At 42.9% G+C, this 14905-nt stretch carries 16 protein-coding genes and 6 tRNA genes; 17 read left to right on the top strand and 5 right to left on the bottom strand.

Annotated elements, in window-relative coordinates:
- The first annotated feature begins 31 nt into the window (after window positions 1–31).
- Window positions 32–1354 (top strand): aspartate kinase, encoded by a 1323-nt coding sequence (locus tag AB4Z08_RS04365; RefSeq protein WP_441572536.1) that lies wholly within the window; start codon window positions 32–34, stop codon window positions 1352–1354.
- Between the two features lie 72 nt (window positions 1355–1426).
- Here the strand turns inward: AB4Z08_RS04365 and AB4Z08_RS04360 are convergent, their stop codons facing one another.
- The 4 genes from AB4Z08_RS04360 to dinB form a co-directional block, all read right to left on the bottom strand.
- Window positions 1427–1885: an RES family NAD+ phosphorylase gene (locus AB4Z08_RS04360; RefSeq protein WP_441572535.1), complete on the bottom strand. Its 459-nt coding sequence runs from the start codon at window positions 1883–1885 to the stop codon at window positions 1427–1429.
- 18 nt (window positions 1886–1903) lie between these two features.
- Entirely contained in the window at window positions 1904–2356 is a 453-nt protein-coding gene (parS, locus tag AB4Z08_RS04355) for a type II RES/Xre toxin-antitoxin system antitoxin (protein ID WP_441572534.1), read from the bottom strand.
- Window positions 2357–2398: 42 nt separating this feature from the next.
- Window positions 2399–5356, bottom strand: coding sequence for a DNA polymerase III subunit alpha (locus AB4Z08_RS04350; protein WP_441572533.1), 2958 nt, complete (start codon window positions 5354–5356; stop codon window positions 2399–2401).
- Window positions 5357–5525: 169 nt separating this feature from the next.
- Window positions 5526–6740 (bottom strand): DNA polymerase IV, encoded by a 1215-nt coding sequence (gene dinB / locus AB4Z08_RS04345; RefSeq protein WP_441572532.1) that lies wholly within the window; start codon window positions 6738–6740, stop codon window positions 5526–5528.
- Between the two features lie 14 nt (window positions 6741–6754).
- Here dinB and AB4Z08_RS04340 point away from each other — a divergent pair, with 14 nt between their 5' ends.
- Window positions 6755–6880, top strand: a complete 126-nt coding sequence (locus AB4Z08_RS04340) for a hypothetical protein (protein ID WP_441572531.1) — start codon at window positions 6755–6757, stop codon at window positions 6878–6880.
- Window positions 6881–7057: 177 nt separating this feature from the next.
- Entirely contained in the window at window positions 7058–7729 is a 672-nt protein-coding gene (locus AB4Z08_RS04335; protein WP_441572530.1) for an SdpI family protein, read from the top strand.
- Window positions 7730–7827: 98 nt separating this feature from the next.
- Here the strand turns inward: AB4Z08_RS04335 and AB4Z08_RS04330 are convergent, their stop codons facing one another.
- Window positions 7828–8274, bottom strand: coding sequence for a hypothetical protein (locus tag AB4Z08_RS04330; protein ID WP_441572529.1), 447 nt, complete (start codon window positions 8272–8274; stop codon window positions 7828–7830).
- A 109-nt stretch (window positions 8275–8383) separates the two neighbouring features.
- Between AB4Z08_RS04330 and AB4Z08_RS04325 the strand changes: the two genes are divergently transcribed.
- From AB4Z08_RS04325 to nusG, 14 genes are all read left to right on the top strand, one after another.
- Entirely contained in the window at window positions 8384–9136 is a 753-nt protein-coding gene (locus AB4Z08_RS04325) for an XRE family transcriptional regulator (protein ID WP_441572528.1), read from the top strand.
- A 287-nt stretch (window positions 9137–9423) separates the two neighbouring features.
- Entirely contained in the window at window positions 9424–9750 is a 327-nt protein-coding gene (locus AB4Z08_RS04320) for a cupin domain-containing protein (protein WP_441572527.1), read from the top strand.
- Window positions 9751–9821: 71 nt separating this feature from the next.
- Window positions 9822–10019, top strand: coding sequence for a 30S ribosomal protein S21 (rpsU, locus tag AB4Z08_RS04315; protein ID WP_079470678.1), 198 nt, complete (start codon window positions 9822–9824; stop codon window positions 10017–10019).
- Window positions 10020–10105: 86 nt separating this feature from the next.
- Window positions 10106–11047: a tyrosine-type recombinase/integrase gene (locus tag AB4Z08_RS04310; RefSeq protein ID WP_441572830.1), complete on the top strand. Its 942-nt coding sequence runs from the start codon at window positions 10106–10108 to the stop codon at window positions 11045–11047.
- A gap of 161 nt (window positions 11048–11208) precedes the next feature.
- Window positions 11209–11508, top strand: coding sequence for an HPF/RaiA family ribosome-associated protein (locus tag AB4Z08_RS04305; protein ID WP_133808740.1), 300 nt, complete (start codon window positions 11209–11211; stop codon window positions 11506–11508).
- 235 nt (window positions 11509–11743) lie between these two features.
- Window positions 11744–11817 (top strand) — tRNA-Thr (locus tag AB4Z08_RS04300).
- Between the two features lie 55 nt (window positions 11818–11872).
- A tRNA-Tyr gene (locus AB4Z08_RS04295) sits at window positions 11873–11954 on the top strand.
- 199 nt (window positions 11955–12153) lie between these two features.
- A tRNA-Gly gene (locus AB4Z08_RS04290) sits at window positions 12154–12226 on the top strand.
- 21 nt (window positions 12227–12247) lie between these two features.
- Window positions 12248–12322, top strand: a tRNA-Thr gene (locus tag AB4Z08_RS04285).
- A gap of 112 nt (window positions 12323–12434) precedes the next feature.
- Window positions 12435–12508: transfer RNA gene (locus tag AB4Z08_RS04280), tRNA-Lys, on the top strand.
- Between the two features lie 72 nt (window positions 12509–12580).
- A complete protein-coding gene (gene tuf / locus AB4Z08_RS04275; RefSeq protein ID WP_441572526.1) occupies window positions 12581–13768 on the top strand; it encodes an elongation factor Tu in 1188 nt (395 codons plus the stop codon).
- A gap of 103 nt (window positions 13769–13871) precedes the next feature.
- Window positions 13872–13942, top strand: a tRNA-Trp gene (locus AB4Z08_RS04270).
- Between the two features lie 111 nt (window positions 13943–14053).
- Window positions 14054–14254, top strand: coding sequence for a preprotein translocase subunit SecE (gene secE, locus AB4Z08_RS04265; protein ID WP_106527941.1), 201 nt, complete (start codon window positions 14054–14056; stop codon window positions 14252–14254).
- Window positions 14255–14821 (top strand): transcription termination/antitermination protein NusG, encoded by a 567-nt coding sequence (nusG, locus tag AB4Z08_RS04260; protein WP_089902937.1) that lies wholly within the window; start codon window positions 14255–14257, stop codon window positions 14819–14821.
- The last annotated feature ends 84 nt before the right edge of the window (window positions 14822–14905 follow it).

Raw genomic sequence — 14905 nt, 5'->3', positions numbered from 1 at the left:
TCAGGTAGCTAAAGCAAAACAAAACATTCAGATGAAAGTGTTAAAATTTGGTGGAACCTCCGTGGGAAAACCAGAGCGTATGCAGTCGGTATCACAACTGATCACAGCAGATAATGATCAGAAAATTGTGGTTCTGTCTGCACTGTCAGGCACCACAAATTCCCTTGTGGAAATTAGTCAGTCACTGTCAGGAGGTAAGAAGGAACAGGCGAAGCAGCAGATAGATAAGCTGGAGAGCCACTACCGTACCTTTTGCGATGAACTGGTGAAACAGGAAGCCGGCCGCGCAAATGCCAAGGCGATTGTTGATGAACACTTCGAATTTCTGAACATCATCCTGAAGATATCCTTTAATGAAGCGCTGAATAAAGATATTCTTGCACAAGGCGAATTATTATCTACCCGCTTGTTCTGTGTATATCTCGAAGAAGCCGGTATCCCTGCAGTATTGTTGCCAGCACTGGATTTCATGAGTATTGATGAATTTGAAGAACCAGAAATTCCAAAAATAAAAATTAAACTGGCTAACCTGATCAGCCAGCATAAAGGTCAAACGGTATTTATTACCCAGGGATATATTTGTCGCAATGCGCGCGGAGAGGTAGATAACCTGAAACGTGGCGGCAGTGACTATTCTGCATCCCTGATCGGCGCTGCTATCCAGGCAGATGAAGTGCAGATATGGACAGACATTGATGGTATGCACAACAATGATCCGCGCGTGGTGAAAAAAACTTTCCCCATTGAGCAGCTCTCTTTTGATGAAGCGGCAGAACTGGCTTACTTCGGTGCTAAAATCCTCCATCCGGCTTCTATCTGGCCTGCACAACATTTCAATATCCCGGTGAAATTGCTCAATACCATGCAACCGGAAGCCAAAGGCACTATCATCACTGAAATGCCTAATGGTAACGGGGTAAAGGCAATTGCAGCGAAAGATGGCATCATTGCTATTAAAATCAAATCCAGCCGCATGCTGCTGGCATATGGTTTCCTTCGCAAAATTTTTGAAATATTCGAAAAATACCGCACTCCAATTGATATGATCACTACTTCTGAAGTAGCGGTGTCTGTCACGATCGATAACGAGCAATACCTGGATCAGATCCTGAAAGAACTGCAACCATTCGGTACAGTAGAACTGGATTATCATCAAACCATCGTATCTATTGTTGGTAACGAAGTAGCGGCTACTCCCTCTATTATCACTAAATTATTTGACGCCATTGAAGAAATTCCATTGCGCATGATCTCTTATGGTGGCAGCAGGCACAATATCTCTATCCTGATCAATGGTCAGTTTAAAGAGAAAACATTGCAGGTGCTGAATAAAGGGTTGTTTGGTCTGGAATAGACAACAGATATAAACGTATAAAAGAAATGCCACGGATATTTTCCGTGGCATTTCTTTTATACGTTTTGAAAATTATTTTTTCAGCCGCTGGTCAAAGACAAATGGTTGTGTATTGACGATTGTTATACTCTCCGCATCCGGATGAAGAGGATTGATCAGGTAATTATATTCATCTGCTATCACAACAGAAGGAATCCTGAGTACCGCATATTTAGCAGTATCTGCCCATTCATCACCGATACCCTGCAGCTCCGGATCCGGACCAAGTGACTGCCAGCCTGAAGGTAGGTCGTGTTTGGTCAACACCTTAATGGCGAGATTATCCGGGATGTTGATAGTAGCAATACAGAAATCCTGTACTATATTTTTCAAAGGAATATGCACGAGCACTTCCAATGCGGATAATGCTCTGCTGCCAGCGGTGTACACAATGGAATGCCCTGGACTGTTCCAGCGTCCTCCGTACAGACGCGCACCTGTTCCACTCAGATCATTGATGTAAGCGCACTTACTGATCCTGTATACTTCCATGTTGATTGATTCGTTGATTTATGCAAAGATGCCATGCTCAATGCGTCCCAGCTCATCTTGAATCAGCTGAAACCCAAAAGTGGTATCTAAAAGCGAAATAGGGGTTTGATAGTTGAAGGCAGGTAAAGATGTTCTCATCCATTCCTTGAAGTTTTCAAGCTGACCGAACACTTCGGTCCCACGTTGATAGAGCTGAGAGAGCAAAATGGCACGCTCAGAGGTATCGGCAGATAATTTTGCATCGTCTGCGTAGCGCTGTAGTGTTCTTTCTGAAACATGTACTACCTGCGCCAGTTCTGATAAAGAAAAAGAAAGCTGTCTGCTCAAATTCAATAATGCTTGTTTAATAATTCCACTACGGGAAAGTTGTATAAAATCAAAATAGCCGCTACCGGCAATGAAAGCCGCCCCAGGTACTTCTACAATCAGTAATGCATTTTCCTGCACGCGGTATCCTTTTACGTGTTTCATAATACCCGACATTTGTCGCAAAAATACAACATTTTGTCGGTTTTATGCTTTTTTATCTTCAAAATACCCAATCTTCCACATCTTATTGATTTCCAATGTTATTACATCATGTTCTTTCGCCACCTTACCCTGTAAAACATAAAAACCACCTTTTTGAAAGGGATATTGCCGCAGACTATCAGGGAAATGAACCGTATCCACAAATGCGCCTTCTTTATCCAGAAAAGTACCAAAACACATGGGCTCTCCTTTATTGCTGCGTAAAAATTTAGTGGTTACCAGGTAGCCCAGCGTTGTAACCGGCAAACCCACATATTTTCCGAACTCACGGGCAGGCATATACGTACTTTGATTGTGTTGCAATACACTGAAAGGAGATTGTAGCGGAAAACCCAGCAGATCAATCTCATCAAAGGCATCTTCATGTGCATGATATGCCAGGGTAGGGAGTTCACAGTGAACAGCCGTATTTCCAAACAGCGGGAGACTATGGGTATTATTGGTTTCTTTACTTTTTACGAGCATACTGCTTTTCCACAATAATTCTTTTTTAGTGTAGCCAGTAAAGTTGAAACAGCCAATGCGGATCAGTATTTCGAGTTGCTCCGGCCCCGGTGAGATGCGGTTGGTAAAGTCTTCCAGATGTGCAAATGACCCATAGGCCAACCGATCGGCTAATATTCTTTCTGCCAGTAGTTGTTCGAGTCCTTCCACGTGAATCAGCCCCACATATACATCCTGGCCTTTGATATTTGTGGAATAGTCACTGTTATTAATGCAGGGTGGGTGCATGGTTACCCCTGTTTTCAGCAGCTCCCGGAAATAAAGTTCCCGGTTATAAAAGCCGCCAAAGTTATTGATGACCGCCACCATGAACTCTGCCGGGAAATAAGTTTTCAGGTACAAACTCTGATAGCTTTCTACTGCAAAACTGGCAGAATGGGCTTTGGAAAAAGAGAAGTTGGCGAAACTGGCTATTTGTCGCCATACTTCCGCTGCTACCTGATCCGAATGACCTCTTTCTTTACAGTTAGCAAAAAACTTTTTCTCTATCTCTTTAAAATCATTTGAATCCCTGTACTTCCCACCCATGGCACGGCGCAGTGTATCCGCATCTGCCAGTTCCAAACCGGCAAATCGATGGGCTACTTTAATTACATCTTCCTGGTACACCATAATACCAAAAGTTTCTTTCAACAGTTCTTCTATCACCGGGTGCAGGTATTCCACTTTATCGGGATTGCGGTATCGCTGCACATATTCTTTCATCATGCCCGATTGTGCTACACCGGGGCGGATAATAGAACTCGCTGCTACCAGTGCCAGATAATTATCGCATCGAAGTTTCAGTAGCAGCTGTCGCATGGCAGGAGATTCTATATAAAAACAGCCAATTGTATTTACGGTGGCCAGGTTGTTTTTTACACGGGTATCTATCTGGAATGCTTTGACATTATGGATGTCGATATCCACATGTTTGTTTTCTTTTATGATGTCGATGGCGTCGCGTATATGCCCAAGTCCGCGCTGGCTGAGGATATCAAACTTATACAGTCCTATGCGTTCTGCCTGCCACATATCCAGTTGGGCTGTTACAAAACCTTTCGGTGGCAAATAAGTAGTGCAGTAGTGATGGATAGGTGCATCACTGATCAGTATTCCTCCGGCATGAATGCTGAGATGGTTGGGGAATGCAGGTTTTCTATCCATCAGGTCGCAGTAATGCGCTATTTTCTGATGGATGTTATCTGCCTCCAGTTGAACATGAAATCCATTCTCCAGTATTTTGTCAATCTCTTTTTTCGGTAGCCCGTATACTTTGCCCAGTTCCCGTATAATGGCATTTGTTTGGAAAGTGGTGACGGTGCCCAGTAACGCTGTATAATCTTTTCCATAGGTATCAAAGACATACCGGATGATCTGATCACGATCACGCCACGAAAAATCTATATCAAAATCCGGCGGAGAACTACGCGAAGGATTAAGAAAGCGTTCAAAATACAGATCCAGCTCTATGGGATCTACATCCGTAATTTTTGTACAATAGGCAATAATGGAATTAGCGCCGCTGCCCCTGCCAACGTAGAAAAATCCCTGTTCCTGTGCATACCGGATGATATCCCAGGTGATTAGAAAATACGCTTCGAAATCCATTTGAGCAACAATGGCCAGCTCTTTTTCAATACGGCTAAGCGCTTCTTCATGATCATCGCCATACCGGTAGTACATGCCTTCCAGGGCCAGTTCCCGCAATTTGGCGCGGTCTCCTTCCACGCTTCCTGTAAAATGTTTTTTGTTGCGGGGAATGTGAGGGGTGATGTCCATTTCCACCTGGCAGGCTTCCATTATTTCCACGGTATTTTGTACAATATGTGGATAGTCTGAAAAATGTTCCACCATTTTTGAAGGATGTACGAATTGTTCTGCCGGATGGCCCGTCATATCGGGCGTTAGTTGTGAAATAAGAATATTCTGATCTACTGCCCGCAGCAGGCGATGTAGCTCAAAATATTCTTCATCCTGGAAGGTTACTGGTTGCAGAATAACCAGTTTATCCCGGATAGATGAGGTATTTGTTCTGAATAATTTATTACGCTCCCAGGGCTTTATGCCGATTAATTCGTGTGCTGCCAACATTTCCGGAGCGCGGCTTCCCCAAGCGTAAATAACAAAGGTATGAGGGATAAAAGGTGCCTGGTCAGGAAAAGGAATTTCCTGCTGCAAATGTTCGGACAGAAAATGATTGATGGCGTACCAGCCTTGCTGGTTACGCGCCAGCAGGATATATTTAAAATTGTTTTCGTTTCGGCATTCCAGTCCCAGTATAGGTTTAATCAAATATTTATTGCAAAGTTCCACGAACTCCCAGGCATCGGAAGTCATATTGATATTTGTCAACGCCAGGGTGCGAATGCCCAGTTCATATGCTTTTTCTACCAGCATTTCTGCATGCATAGTGCCATATCGCAGACTGAAAAATGTTTTGCAATTGAGATACATAATTGAATCCGGTATTCCTTTTTACGTGCTGTTATTTTTTATAGGAAGATGTTGAACCTCGCTGTGTAACAGCGTATGCGCTGAGCAACCTGTTATTTTTATCCGGAGACATTGAACCTCACCATGCGATATTATCTACATTCCCGAACAACTGTTATCAGCAGCGATGTTAAACTTTGAAATATGGCATGATATCTTTTTTGGGTGCCGGCTGTTTTTTTCGATCAGGTGGTATCACATTGGTACCTTTCATCAGATACTCCCATCCAAAACGATTTTTGATTTGATCAATAGCCTGATACAGCGCGATCATTTCTTGTTTATCGTCAAATAAACTGATCTGGTAGTTTCCCTGCACCAGGTGGCTGAAACGTACGCCAATAAGACGTACCAACAAACGACGGTCATATAGTTTTTTAAACAGTTCCTTTACTTTTTCCAGTAGCGCATGATCGGCACAGCAGTAAGGAATTGACATTTGTTTGGTAACGGTTTCAAAATCGGAATAACGTAGTTTCAGGGTAATGCAGCCGGTAAGTTTATTTTGCTGTCTTAATTCAAATGCTATTTTTTCCGTCATGCGTATTAATTCTGCATGTAGAAATTCCATGTCAATGGTGTCTGCAGGAAAAGTACTTTCTGTAGAAATAGATTTTTGTTCATAAAAAGGCACTACCGGCGATTCATCGATACCATTGGCTTTTTTCCAAAGCGCTATTCCGGTTTTCCCCATCCATGCTTCCAGCAGGGAGATGGGCACTTCACTCAGTGTTTTCACGGTTTCTACGCCACGGCGCCTTAGTTGGGCACCGGTTTCGCGGCCTACCATCGGAATCTTTTCCACCGCCAGCGGTGCCAGAAAACTTTTCTCTTCGCCAAACAGTATTTCCAGTTGACCGTTTGGCTTAGCCTCATCTGTGGCTACTTTGGAGACCAGCTTGTTGGACGCCAGTCCGAATGAAATAGGTAGCCCTGATTCTTTCATGATGGCTTTCCGCAGCTCGGTAGTCCATTTCAGGGAGCCGAAGAATTTATCCATGCCGGAAAGGTCCAGGTAAAATTCATCGATAGATGATTTCTCATATAGCGGTGCTTTGCCGGCAATGATCTCCGTGATCTCCCTGGATTTTGCACTGTACAATTCCATATCCCCACTGCGTACAATGGCATGCGGACAAAGCCGCAATGCTGTTTTCATGGGCATAGCAGAATGAATACCATAGCGTCTGGCCTCATAGCTGCAGGCAGCTACCACAGCACGATCACTGCTGCCGCCTACCAGCAGCGGTTGTCCGCTTAACCGGCTATCCCTTTGGCATTCCACTGACACAAAAAAACAGTCAAGGTCGAAATGCGCAATGGTACGCTGTTGTAACGTAATCATAATAACGTTGGTTTATGGATAAACAAAGGACGGAACAGCTAGACCGTATAAAAGCGATACGGATGGCGGACCGGGCAAAGGGAGAGGATAGTAAAGCAGCAGGCCTGCCAGCCGGAATCACTTTTATCTGCGACTGCTAAATTACTAATTATTTTAGTAATACTAATAAATTTAGTAAAATATTATTGAGATTTCTCTAAGAATCAATTTTCGTAACTTTAATAAACATAACTGGCATCCAATATGTAATAGATAAGAGAATGGAAATGAAGGAAAAAGGGAGTATGTGAGTGGTTTTACATTTAAACTGATCTCCAATGAAACAGCCGGATTTTACCAAAGAATTGCTTATCCTCGCATTACTGCTGGTACCCATGGGTTACCTGGCTATTATCTGGAATTCGATACCTGCAGTTGTCTCTACTAATTTAAACACATCAGGCGCCCAGGAAATAGGATCAAAGAGAGATTTCCTGTTGCTGATGATCTTCCTGTTTTTTACAAATGCCCTCATCTATTTCCTGTTTCGCTATATTCCGGCCGCAGGAGAAAAGCAGATTACACCGTCTGCCATAGAAGTGGAGCACAAAGAATATTATCGCATCCGATTTTTGATTCATTCTTATCAGGCAGTTTTCACCTGTATTATCATTTTCCTGGTGAGTCAGGGAAAATCGTTCATCATGGAACGCTGGGCATTTATAGGAGTCGGATTGCTGATCACCGGTATCGGTTTTTATCTGCGAAATCTGAAGCCCAACAATTATGTAGGTGTAAGAACACCATGGACACTACAAAGTCCTAATGTATGGAAAGAAACACATCTGATGGCCAGTAACCTGTGGGTAAGTGCAGGTGTGGTCATCATCATAGCCGGATTCTTCCTGTCGCTGATCACCGGCGTATTTATTATCTTCTTTGTGGCGATCGTACTGGCGGCATTGCCGTATATCTATTCGTTCAGATTGTACAACAAGGACAAGGGTTAATTAGTTATTCAGTGGTCAATCAATAAAAAGAAAATGGCGTCCCTGACAAGGACGCCATTTTGCTAATAGCTTTTATTATCTGACAACCAGGGCCGTTATTAAAACCATCCTTTACCGAGTGCTGCACGGAAAGGCCATGGAATAAGCGCTAGTATCACTACCAGTGCAAGACCAAAGAAGATCAGGCCAAGTTTATGTTTTTGTGCATCGGAGGCTGCTTTCTTTATTTTGGATTTACCGATGTGTACGAGAGCAATGGCAATAATGGCCATCGTTTCATGTTCTACGGTAAAAAATCGCAGTACAGGGTCTTTCATCGCAGCGCCCATGTCTGATATGCCGGCTTTAGATAAAGGACTCACGAAGAAAAGGATCAGTCCCACCAACAATTGCAGGTCACAGAATATCATGAAGAAAAGGCCTGCTTTGCTGTCTGCTGCAGTAAATGGTGTTTTGCCTGTTACGCCCTTTAATGAACGGATAACGGCCCAGATCCCAGCGAGTAATAGCGCCCATCTTAAAAACGAGTGTATATAGTTTAACATATCGAGTTGGATTTTACCGGGCAAAAATAAGCGAAGCGACCCGAATATATTTGGTAATTCATAAAAATATTTGCTAATTTTGTTAGCAAGGTACTAAATTATTTAGGTTATGTCCGTAGTATGTCAGAATTTGAAATATCTGCGTAAGCAAAAAGCCTGGACGCAGCAAGAGTTTGCCGATAAACTCGGTATTAAGCGATCCCTGCTGGGTGCTTATGAGGAAGAGCGAGCGGAACCCCGTACAGAAATCCTGGAACAGGTAAGTGATATGTTCCGGGTATCTATCGATGATCTGCTCCGCCGCGATCTTGGCTCCCAGAAAGACAGTTTCCTGGAAAAGCGTCGTCAGCTGAAGTTGGGCAGTGCCCGTCAGGCAATACAGTTTGTACCGGTAAAGGCAGCTGCCGGTTATCTTGCTGGTTATAACGATGATGAATTTATAGAGGAACTGAATACGTTTACATTACCTATGCTGGGTGCCGGGGATTACCGGGCCTTTGAAATAGCCGGGGACTCTATGTTGCCGGTTACATCCGGTTCTGTTATCGTTTGCCATAAGGTAGACGGATGGGAAGAAATTAAGAACAATGAAACTTATGTGGTGATTACTTCCCGTGAAGGCATTGTTTTTAAACGTATCCTGAAGAATAACCGCTCCAAATCAAAAATCACCCTGGTATCAGATAACCCACAGTTTGAGCCATATGGAGTGGAAATGGAGGAAGTGCTGGAATTATGGCAGTCTGATGCCGTAATCAGCAAAGCAGGGCAGCAAAGCCGTATGAGTGTGAACCACCTGGCAGATATGGTTAGCCATCTGCAGGATCAGGTGAGTTTGTTAAAGAAGAAGCTGAAAGACTAAAAGAAACTAAGTTTCGGGGATCTCAGGAAAGATAGGCGCGGTGATTACCGGGTAGATCTCTCCTGAGATTCCTGTTTGTATAGCACAGCATCATTGTTACTCCCGACATGCCGTGATCTGTCAGGTAACAGGTCTTCTGCCGCTTGTGCTGCCACGGTTATCAGATTTCACCATTGGACAGCCCATACTACTGGCATCTGTCTCCAATGCCAGCGCCTGTCTTCAGCTCAAATTCCCAATTCTTTCTTAATTTCGGGTTATCTCAGCACACGTTAAATAACCAGCGTATGAGGTTTCATGTTTCTTTTGCCGAGTCCTTAACACAATTGCAGAAAAGCGAAGATGACTTCGCGGTATTGTTTGAACACGGTTCCATGCGGGGAATTATCTTTGGCCCGGATGAGATAGACGGACAGGAGCCTCATGTTCAGGACGAAATCTATCTGGTAATGCGGGGAAGCGGGGAATTTGAAATGGAGGGTAAAGTGGTACACATTGGGGTGGGTGATTTCCTGTTTGTGCCCGCCGGTGCTGCACATCGCTTCCGGAATTTTACGACCGACCTGTTATTATGGGTGATATTTTACGGTCAGGAGGGAGGGGAGACAGAATAATTCTGATAGTCTTTTGTTTTTTCACAAATCTTGTTTTATCTTTGCGTTCCTAAAAATAAGAGGCAAAAATTATGTTGATCATTGATTCTAAAGATTGCGAAAACATAGACAAGGCGCTTAAAAAATATAAAAAGAAGTTTGAGAAAGCTCGCATATTACTGCAGCTGAGAACGCGCCAGTCTTTTACTAAACCATCTGTTAAACGTCGTAACCAGGTGTTAAAAGCCGTTTACAAGCAACAGTTGGCTACCGGTAAATTTGAAGATTAATATTGCATTGGCAATAAGCTGAATGCAACTCAAAATATTTGATGATTGTAAGGTTATTTAATAACTTTACAATCATCAATCTTTTTGTGTTGAACGAACCATTATATTCCTTAGCAGAGCGCTTTATAGCCTATATCCAGCTCGAAAAACGGTACTCAGCGCATACCTGCACTGCCTATCGCAATGATCTTTTACAGTTTATCGATTATATTACCCTCAGCTACAACAGTACCCCTGTTGAGGACCTTACCCATGTAATGATCCGTAGCTGGCTGGCTCGCCTCATGGAAGATGCCATGACAGCCAAAAGCGTAAACCGCAAAATCTCCACACTCAAATCCTTTTTCAAATATTGCCTGCGTCAGGGCCTGGTCAGGCAGTCGCCCATGACCAAAGTCATTGCACCCAAAATAAGCCGCCGTTTGCCGGGTTATATTGAGGAGAAGGGGATGCGTGCCCTGGAAGATAATATCAGCCCCGTTTCCCTTACTTCCCTTTCCATTTTTGCCAATGATTTTGAAGGTGCCACCCATCGGCTCATTTTTGAAATCTTTTATCAGACAGGTATCCGTTTGTCGGAGCTGATCTCTTTACAGGAGTTCAGGGTAGACAAAGGGAATCTTTCGATTAAGGTAATGGGGAAAGGAGGAAAGGAGCGGATCATTCCGATTAGCCAGGGGTTGCTGATGCAAATAGGCGACTATATGGATCAGAAGCGTAGTTACCTGGAAGAGTTTGAAGCAGGGGTATTGGTGGTGCATCCACACAGCGGTCAGCGACTATATCCCAAATATGTGTATCTGACAGTACGGAAATATCTCACAGAACATCAAATCACTACTTTAAAAAAGAAAAGCCCGCATATACTTCGTCATACGTTCGCTACTCATCTCGCAAACAATGGTGCAGATCTGAATGCCATCAAAGAATTGCTGGGTCACTCCAGTCTCGCTGCCACACAGGTTTACACGCACAATACGATTGAGCAGTTGAAGAAAGTTTATCAACAGGCACACCCGAAAGCGTAGCAGTTATTTTTGGCTTTTAACAAAATATTACGCGGCTATTCCGCATTGCATTGCAAAAGTGACTATATTAGTAATCCAGTTCATTATACTAAAAGAGAGTGCCTATGACCTTCCTTTACTAACTAGAACTTAGATTGTTAAATATTTAAAAAATTAGTGCTATGAACGTACAAATTCAAACTGTGCATTTTGATGCTGATTCCAAATTGATCGATCATGTGAACAAGAAACTTCAGAAGTTAAACACCTTTTATGACCGTATCATTAGTGTGGATGTATTTTTAAAAGTGGATAATTTAGCCCATCAAATTAAAGACAAAATAGCCGAGATCCGAGTTCGAATACCCCGTCAGGACTTGTTTGTCAAGCACGAGTCTAAGTCCTTCGAAGAGTCTTTTGACCTTGCCTTCGAATCCCTTGTAGAGCAGGTGAAAAGAAAGAAGGAAAAGAAATTTCAATAATTTTCTGAAATAATTTTGGAAATATTAATCTCTTTGCTACCTTTGCCATCCCGATTCAAAAAGAGGGTCGGTAAAGGTAGCAAAGTTCTTTATGGTAGGGCGTTTTCAGGGAAGCAGATAAATTTTTAAATATTTGTAACAAACTGAAAAAAAGATTTTGAGAATTGAAAAATTCGTTTAATTTTGCGCTCTCTTTCAACGAGTTACTTTATTGAAAGAATGTTTTTTGAAAGATGCCAGCATAGCTCAGTTGGCCAGAGCTACTGATTTGTAATCAGTGGGTCGGGGGTTCGAATCCCTCTGCTGGCTCATCGATTTTTATTTGGTTATTGAGATAACCGGATGACAAAATCCAAAGATGTTAGGGCAGGTTCCAGAGCGGCCAAATGGGGCGGACTGTAAATCCGCTGACTACGTCTTCATAGGTTCGAATCCTATCCTGCCCACAAATACAGCGTGTTCCGCTTTTGCCCTTCGCAGAGGCGGAACATAGTTGTTGAGTAGAAGGTGAGTAATTCAGAAGTAGTAGACAGAATACCCTAAACCTGTGGTACAACAGCCTTTTAAAGTTCTTATTTTTATTCTAATAATTCTATAAGTGGAAAGTTGCAGTGTTGTTTGCCGGAAACTTAGTGAATTAAAAATGCGGGAGTAGCTCAGTTGGTAGAGCGACAGCCTTCCAAGCTGTAGGTCGCGGGTTCGAACCTCGTCTCCCGCTCGCATTAAAGCAATTTTTTAAGCTGTTGTAGCTCAGGGGTAGAGCACTTCCTTGGTAAGGAAGAGGTCGTGAGTTCAATTCTCATCAACAGCTCCATTGAATTTTAGAAGAATAGTTGTAGTGACTTTTTTAATCGCCTCAACAAACTCCATAAAATTCGAATTTCGGAATTCGAATTTGTAAATTCTGCACTCCGAAATTAAAACTTAGCGTTGTAGCTCAATGGAAGAGCGACCCATTTTTATTTAGGGGAGGCCATGAGTTCAATTCTCATCAACGGTACAAGTTTGTAAAACCGTTTTTTTAAAACAACAATCAATACAATCTTTACAAACCATCTAAAAAGAAAATACAATGGCAAAAGAAACCTTCAAGCGGGATAAACCCCACGTAAACATTGGTACCATCGGCCACGTGGATCATGGTAAAACTACTTTGACTGCTGCCATTACCACAATTTTGGCAAATAAAGGTCTGGCAGAGAAGAGAGGATATGATGAGATCGATGCTGCTCCTGAAGAAAAAGAAAGAGGTATTACTATCAATACAGCTCACGTTGAGTATCAGACAGTTGCTCGTCACTACGCTCACGTTGACTGTCCTGGTCACGCGGATTATGTGAAGAACATGATCACCGGTGCTGCTCAGATGGACGGTGCTATCCTCGTGGTGGCAGCTACAGATGGTCCTATGCCGCAAACAAGAGAGCACATCCTGCTGGCTCGCCAGGTAGGTGTACCTCGTATCGTGGTATTCATGAATAAAGTTGATCTGGTAGACGATCCGGAACTGCTGGAACTGGTAGAAATCGAAATCCGTGATCTGCTGTCTTCTAACGGTTTTGACGGTGATAACGTTCCTGTAATCCAGGGTTCTGCAACTGGCGCTCTCGCTGGTGACGAAAAATGGGTTGCTGCTATCGACCAACTGATGGATGCTGTTGATACTTACATCCCACTGCCTCCACGTCCGGTTGATCAACCGTTCCTGATGTCAGTAGAAGATGTATTCTCTATCACAGGTCGTGGTACAGTTGCTACAGGTCGTATCGAACGCGGTCGCATCAAAGTTGGTGAGAACGTTGAAATCGTAGGTCTGCAGGAAGAACCACTGAAATCTACTTGTACTGGTGTTGAGATGTTCAAAAAACTCCTCGACGAAGGTGAAGCAGGTGATAACGCTGGTCTGTTACTCCGCGGTATTGAGAAAACTCAGATCCGTCGTGGTATGGTTATCTGCCAGCCAGGTACTATCAAACCTCACTCCGAATTCAAATGCGAAGTATACGTACTGAGCAAAGAAGAAGGTGGCCGTCACACTCCGTTCTTCAACAAATACCGTCCTCAGTTCTACTTCCGTACTACTGACGTAACAGGTGAAGTTGAATTACCAGCTGGTGTTGAAATGGTTATGCCTGGTGATAACGTTAGTCTGACAGTTAAACTGATCCAGCCTATCGCTATGGACAAAGGTCTGAAGTTCGCTATCCGTGAAGGTGGTCGTACAGTAGGTGCTGGTCAGGTTACTGAAATCCTGAAATAAGCAACTAAATAATATTGAAGAGCCATTAGCTTTGGCGATTAAATGTCAGAAAATTAATATAGATTTGCTGGCTGCTAAAAGCTTACTGCTAATGGCTTTATACACGGGTATGGTGCAACGGTAGCATACGGGTCTCCAAAACCTTTGATCTGGGTTCGAATCCTAGTACCCGTGCAAGGTTTAAAAAATATAATTAAATGGTTGAATTGTTGTTATTACAAAATAAAACAAGTCAACCATTTTTTAGGCTTTAAACAATTGACCATAAATAGTTAACTTTATAGAATGAATAAGATCAGAAACTATTTCCGCGAGTCTTATCATGAATTGGTTTACAAGGTGTCCTGGCCTACCTGGCAAGAGCTCCAGTCATCTACCATGATTGTACTGATAGCAACAATATTTGTTACCGCACTGGTATGGGGTATGGATGCCGCTTCCAATTTTGTGTTAACACACTATTACGAAATTTTCAAAGCTAAATAAATGGATGCAGCCAATCTTCCTGCTCAGGAAACAAAGTGGTATGTACTCCGCGTTGTTAGTGGCAAGGAAAAAAAAGTGAAGGAATACCTGGATATTGAAGTACGCCGCTCCGATTGGGGTAACGTAATCAGCCAGATCTTCCTGCCGGTGGAAAAAGTTTATAAAGTGCAGGCTGGTAAAAAAGTAATGCGCGAAAAAAACTTCTATCCCGGATACGTGATGATCGAAGCGGTAGATGGTAAAATGACCGATGAAGTAATACAAGCCATACGTAATGTATCCGGCGTTATTCACTTCCTTGGAAAAGAAAAACCAATCGCACTCCGTAAAGCTGAAGTAAATAAAATGTTAGGTAAAGTGGATGAACTGAGCGATCAGGGATTAACCATGAGTGAACCTTTCATCGTAGGTGAAACCATTAAAATTATTGATGGTCCATTCAACGACTTTAACGGCGTGATCGAAGAAGTAATCGAAGACAAGAAAAAACTGAAAGTAACTGTAAAGATCTTTGGCCGTGCTACTCCGGTAGAGCTGAACTTTATGCAGGTAGAAAAACTTTCTTAATTTTTTATACAATATCTTTATTGAAGAGCGTTCCGGAACACCGGAGCGCTTTTCTCATTTACCTATGGCCATGAACATCAAATA

The organism is Chitinophaga sp. RAB17 (assembly GCF_052114225.1).
Classification (GTDB): domain Bacteria; phylum Bacteroidota; class Bacteroidia; order Chitinophagales; family Chitinophagaceae; genus Chitinophaga.
The sequence above is the reverse complement of the archived record's forward strand: the minus strand, read 5'-3'. Positions and strand labels throughout refer to the sequence as shown.

What these genes read in the sequence shown, in the direction of transcription:
- AB4Z08_RS04325 (WP_441572528.1), top strand. Translation starts at nt 8,384, where the DNA reads ATGTCCGTAGTATGTCAGAATTTGAAATATCTGCGTAAGCAAAAAGCC.
- AB4Z08_RS04320 (WP_441572527.1), top strand. Translation starts at nt 9,424, where the DNA reads ATGAGGTTTCATGTTTCTTTTGCCGAGTCCTTAACACAATTGCAGAAA.
- AB4Z08_RS04305 (WP_133808740.1), top strand. Translation starts at nt 11,209, where the DNA reads ATGAACGTACAAATTCAAACTGTGCATTTTGATGCTGATTCCAAATTG.
- AB4Z08_RS04335 (WP_441572530.1), top strand. Translation starts at nt 7,058, where the DNA reads ATGAAACAGCCGGATTTTACCAAAGAATTGCTTATCCTCGCATTACTG.
- nusG (WP_089902937.1), top strand. Translation starts at nt 14,255, where the DNA reads ATGGATGCAGCCAATCTTCCTGCTCAGGAAACAAAGTGGTATGTACTC.
- parS (WP_441572534.1), bottom strand. Translation starts at nt 2,356, where the DNA reads ATGAAACACGTAAAAGGATACCGCGTGCAGGAAAATGCATTACTGATT.
- AB4Z08_RS04350 (WP_441572533.1), bottom strand. Translation starts at nt 5,356, where the DNA reads ATGTATCTCAATTGCAAAACATTTTTCAGTCTGCGATATGGCACTATG.
- dinB (WP_441572532.1), bottom strand. Translation starts at nt 6,740, where the DNA reads ATGATTACGTTACAACAGCGTACCATTGCGCATTTCGACCTTGACTGT.
- AB4Z08_RS04365 (WP_441572536.1), top strand. Translation starts at nt 32, where the DNA reads ATGAAAGTGTTAAAATTTGGTGGAACCTCCGTGGGAAAACCAGAGCGT.
- secE (WP_106527941.1), top strand. Translation starts at nt 14,054, where the DNA reads ATGAATAAGATCAGAAACTATTTCCGCGAGTCTTATCATGAATTGGTT.
- AB4Z08_RS04340 (WP_441572531.1), top strand. Translation starts at nt 6,755, where the DNA reads ATGGATAAACAAAGGACGGAACAGCTAGACCGTATAAAAGCGATACGG.
- AB4Z08_RS04330 (WP_441572529.1), bottom strand. Translation starts at nt 8,274, where the DNA reads ATGTTAAACTATATACACTCGTTTTTAAGATGGGCGCTATTACTCGCT.
- rpsU (WP_079470678.1), top strand. Translation starts at nt 9,822, where the DNA reads ATGTTGATCATTGATTCTAAAGATTGCGAAAACATAGACAAGGCGCTT.
- AB4Z08_RS04360 (WP_441572535.1), bottom strand. Translation starts at nt 1,885, where the DNA reads ATGGAAGTATACAGGATCAGTAAGTGCGCTTACATCAATGATCTGAGT.
- tuf (WP_441572526.1), top strand. Translation starts at nt 12,581, where the DNA reads ATGGCAAAAGAAACCTTCAAGCGGGATAAACCCCACGTAAACATTGGT.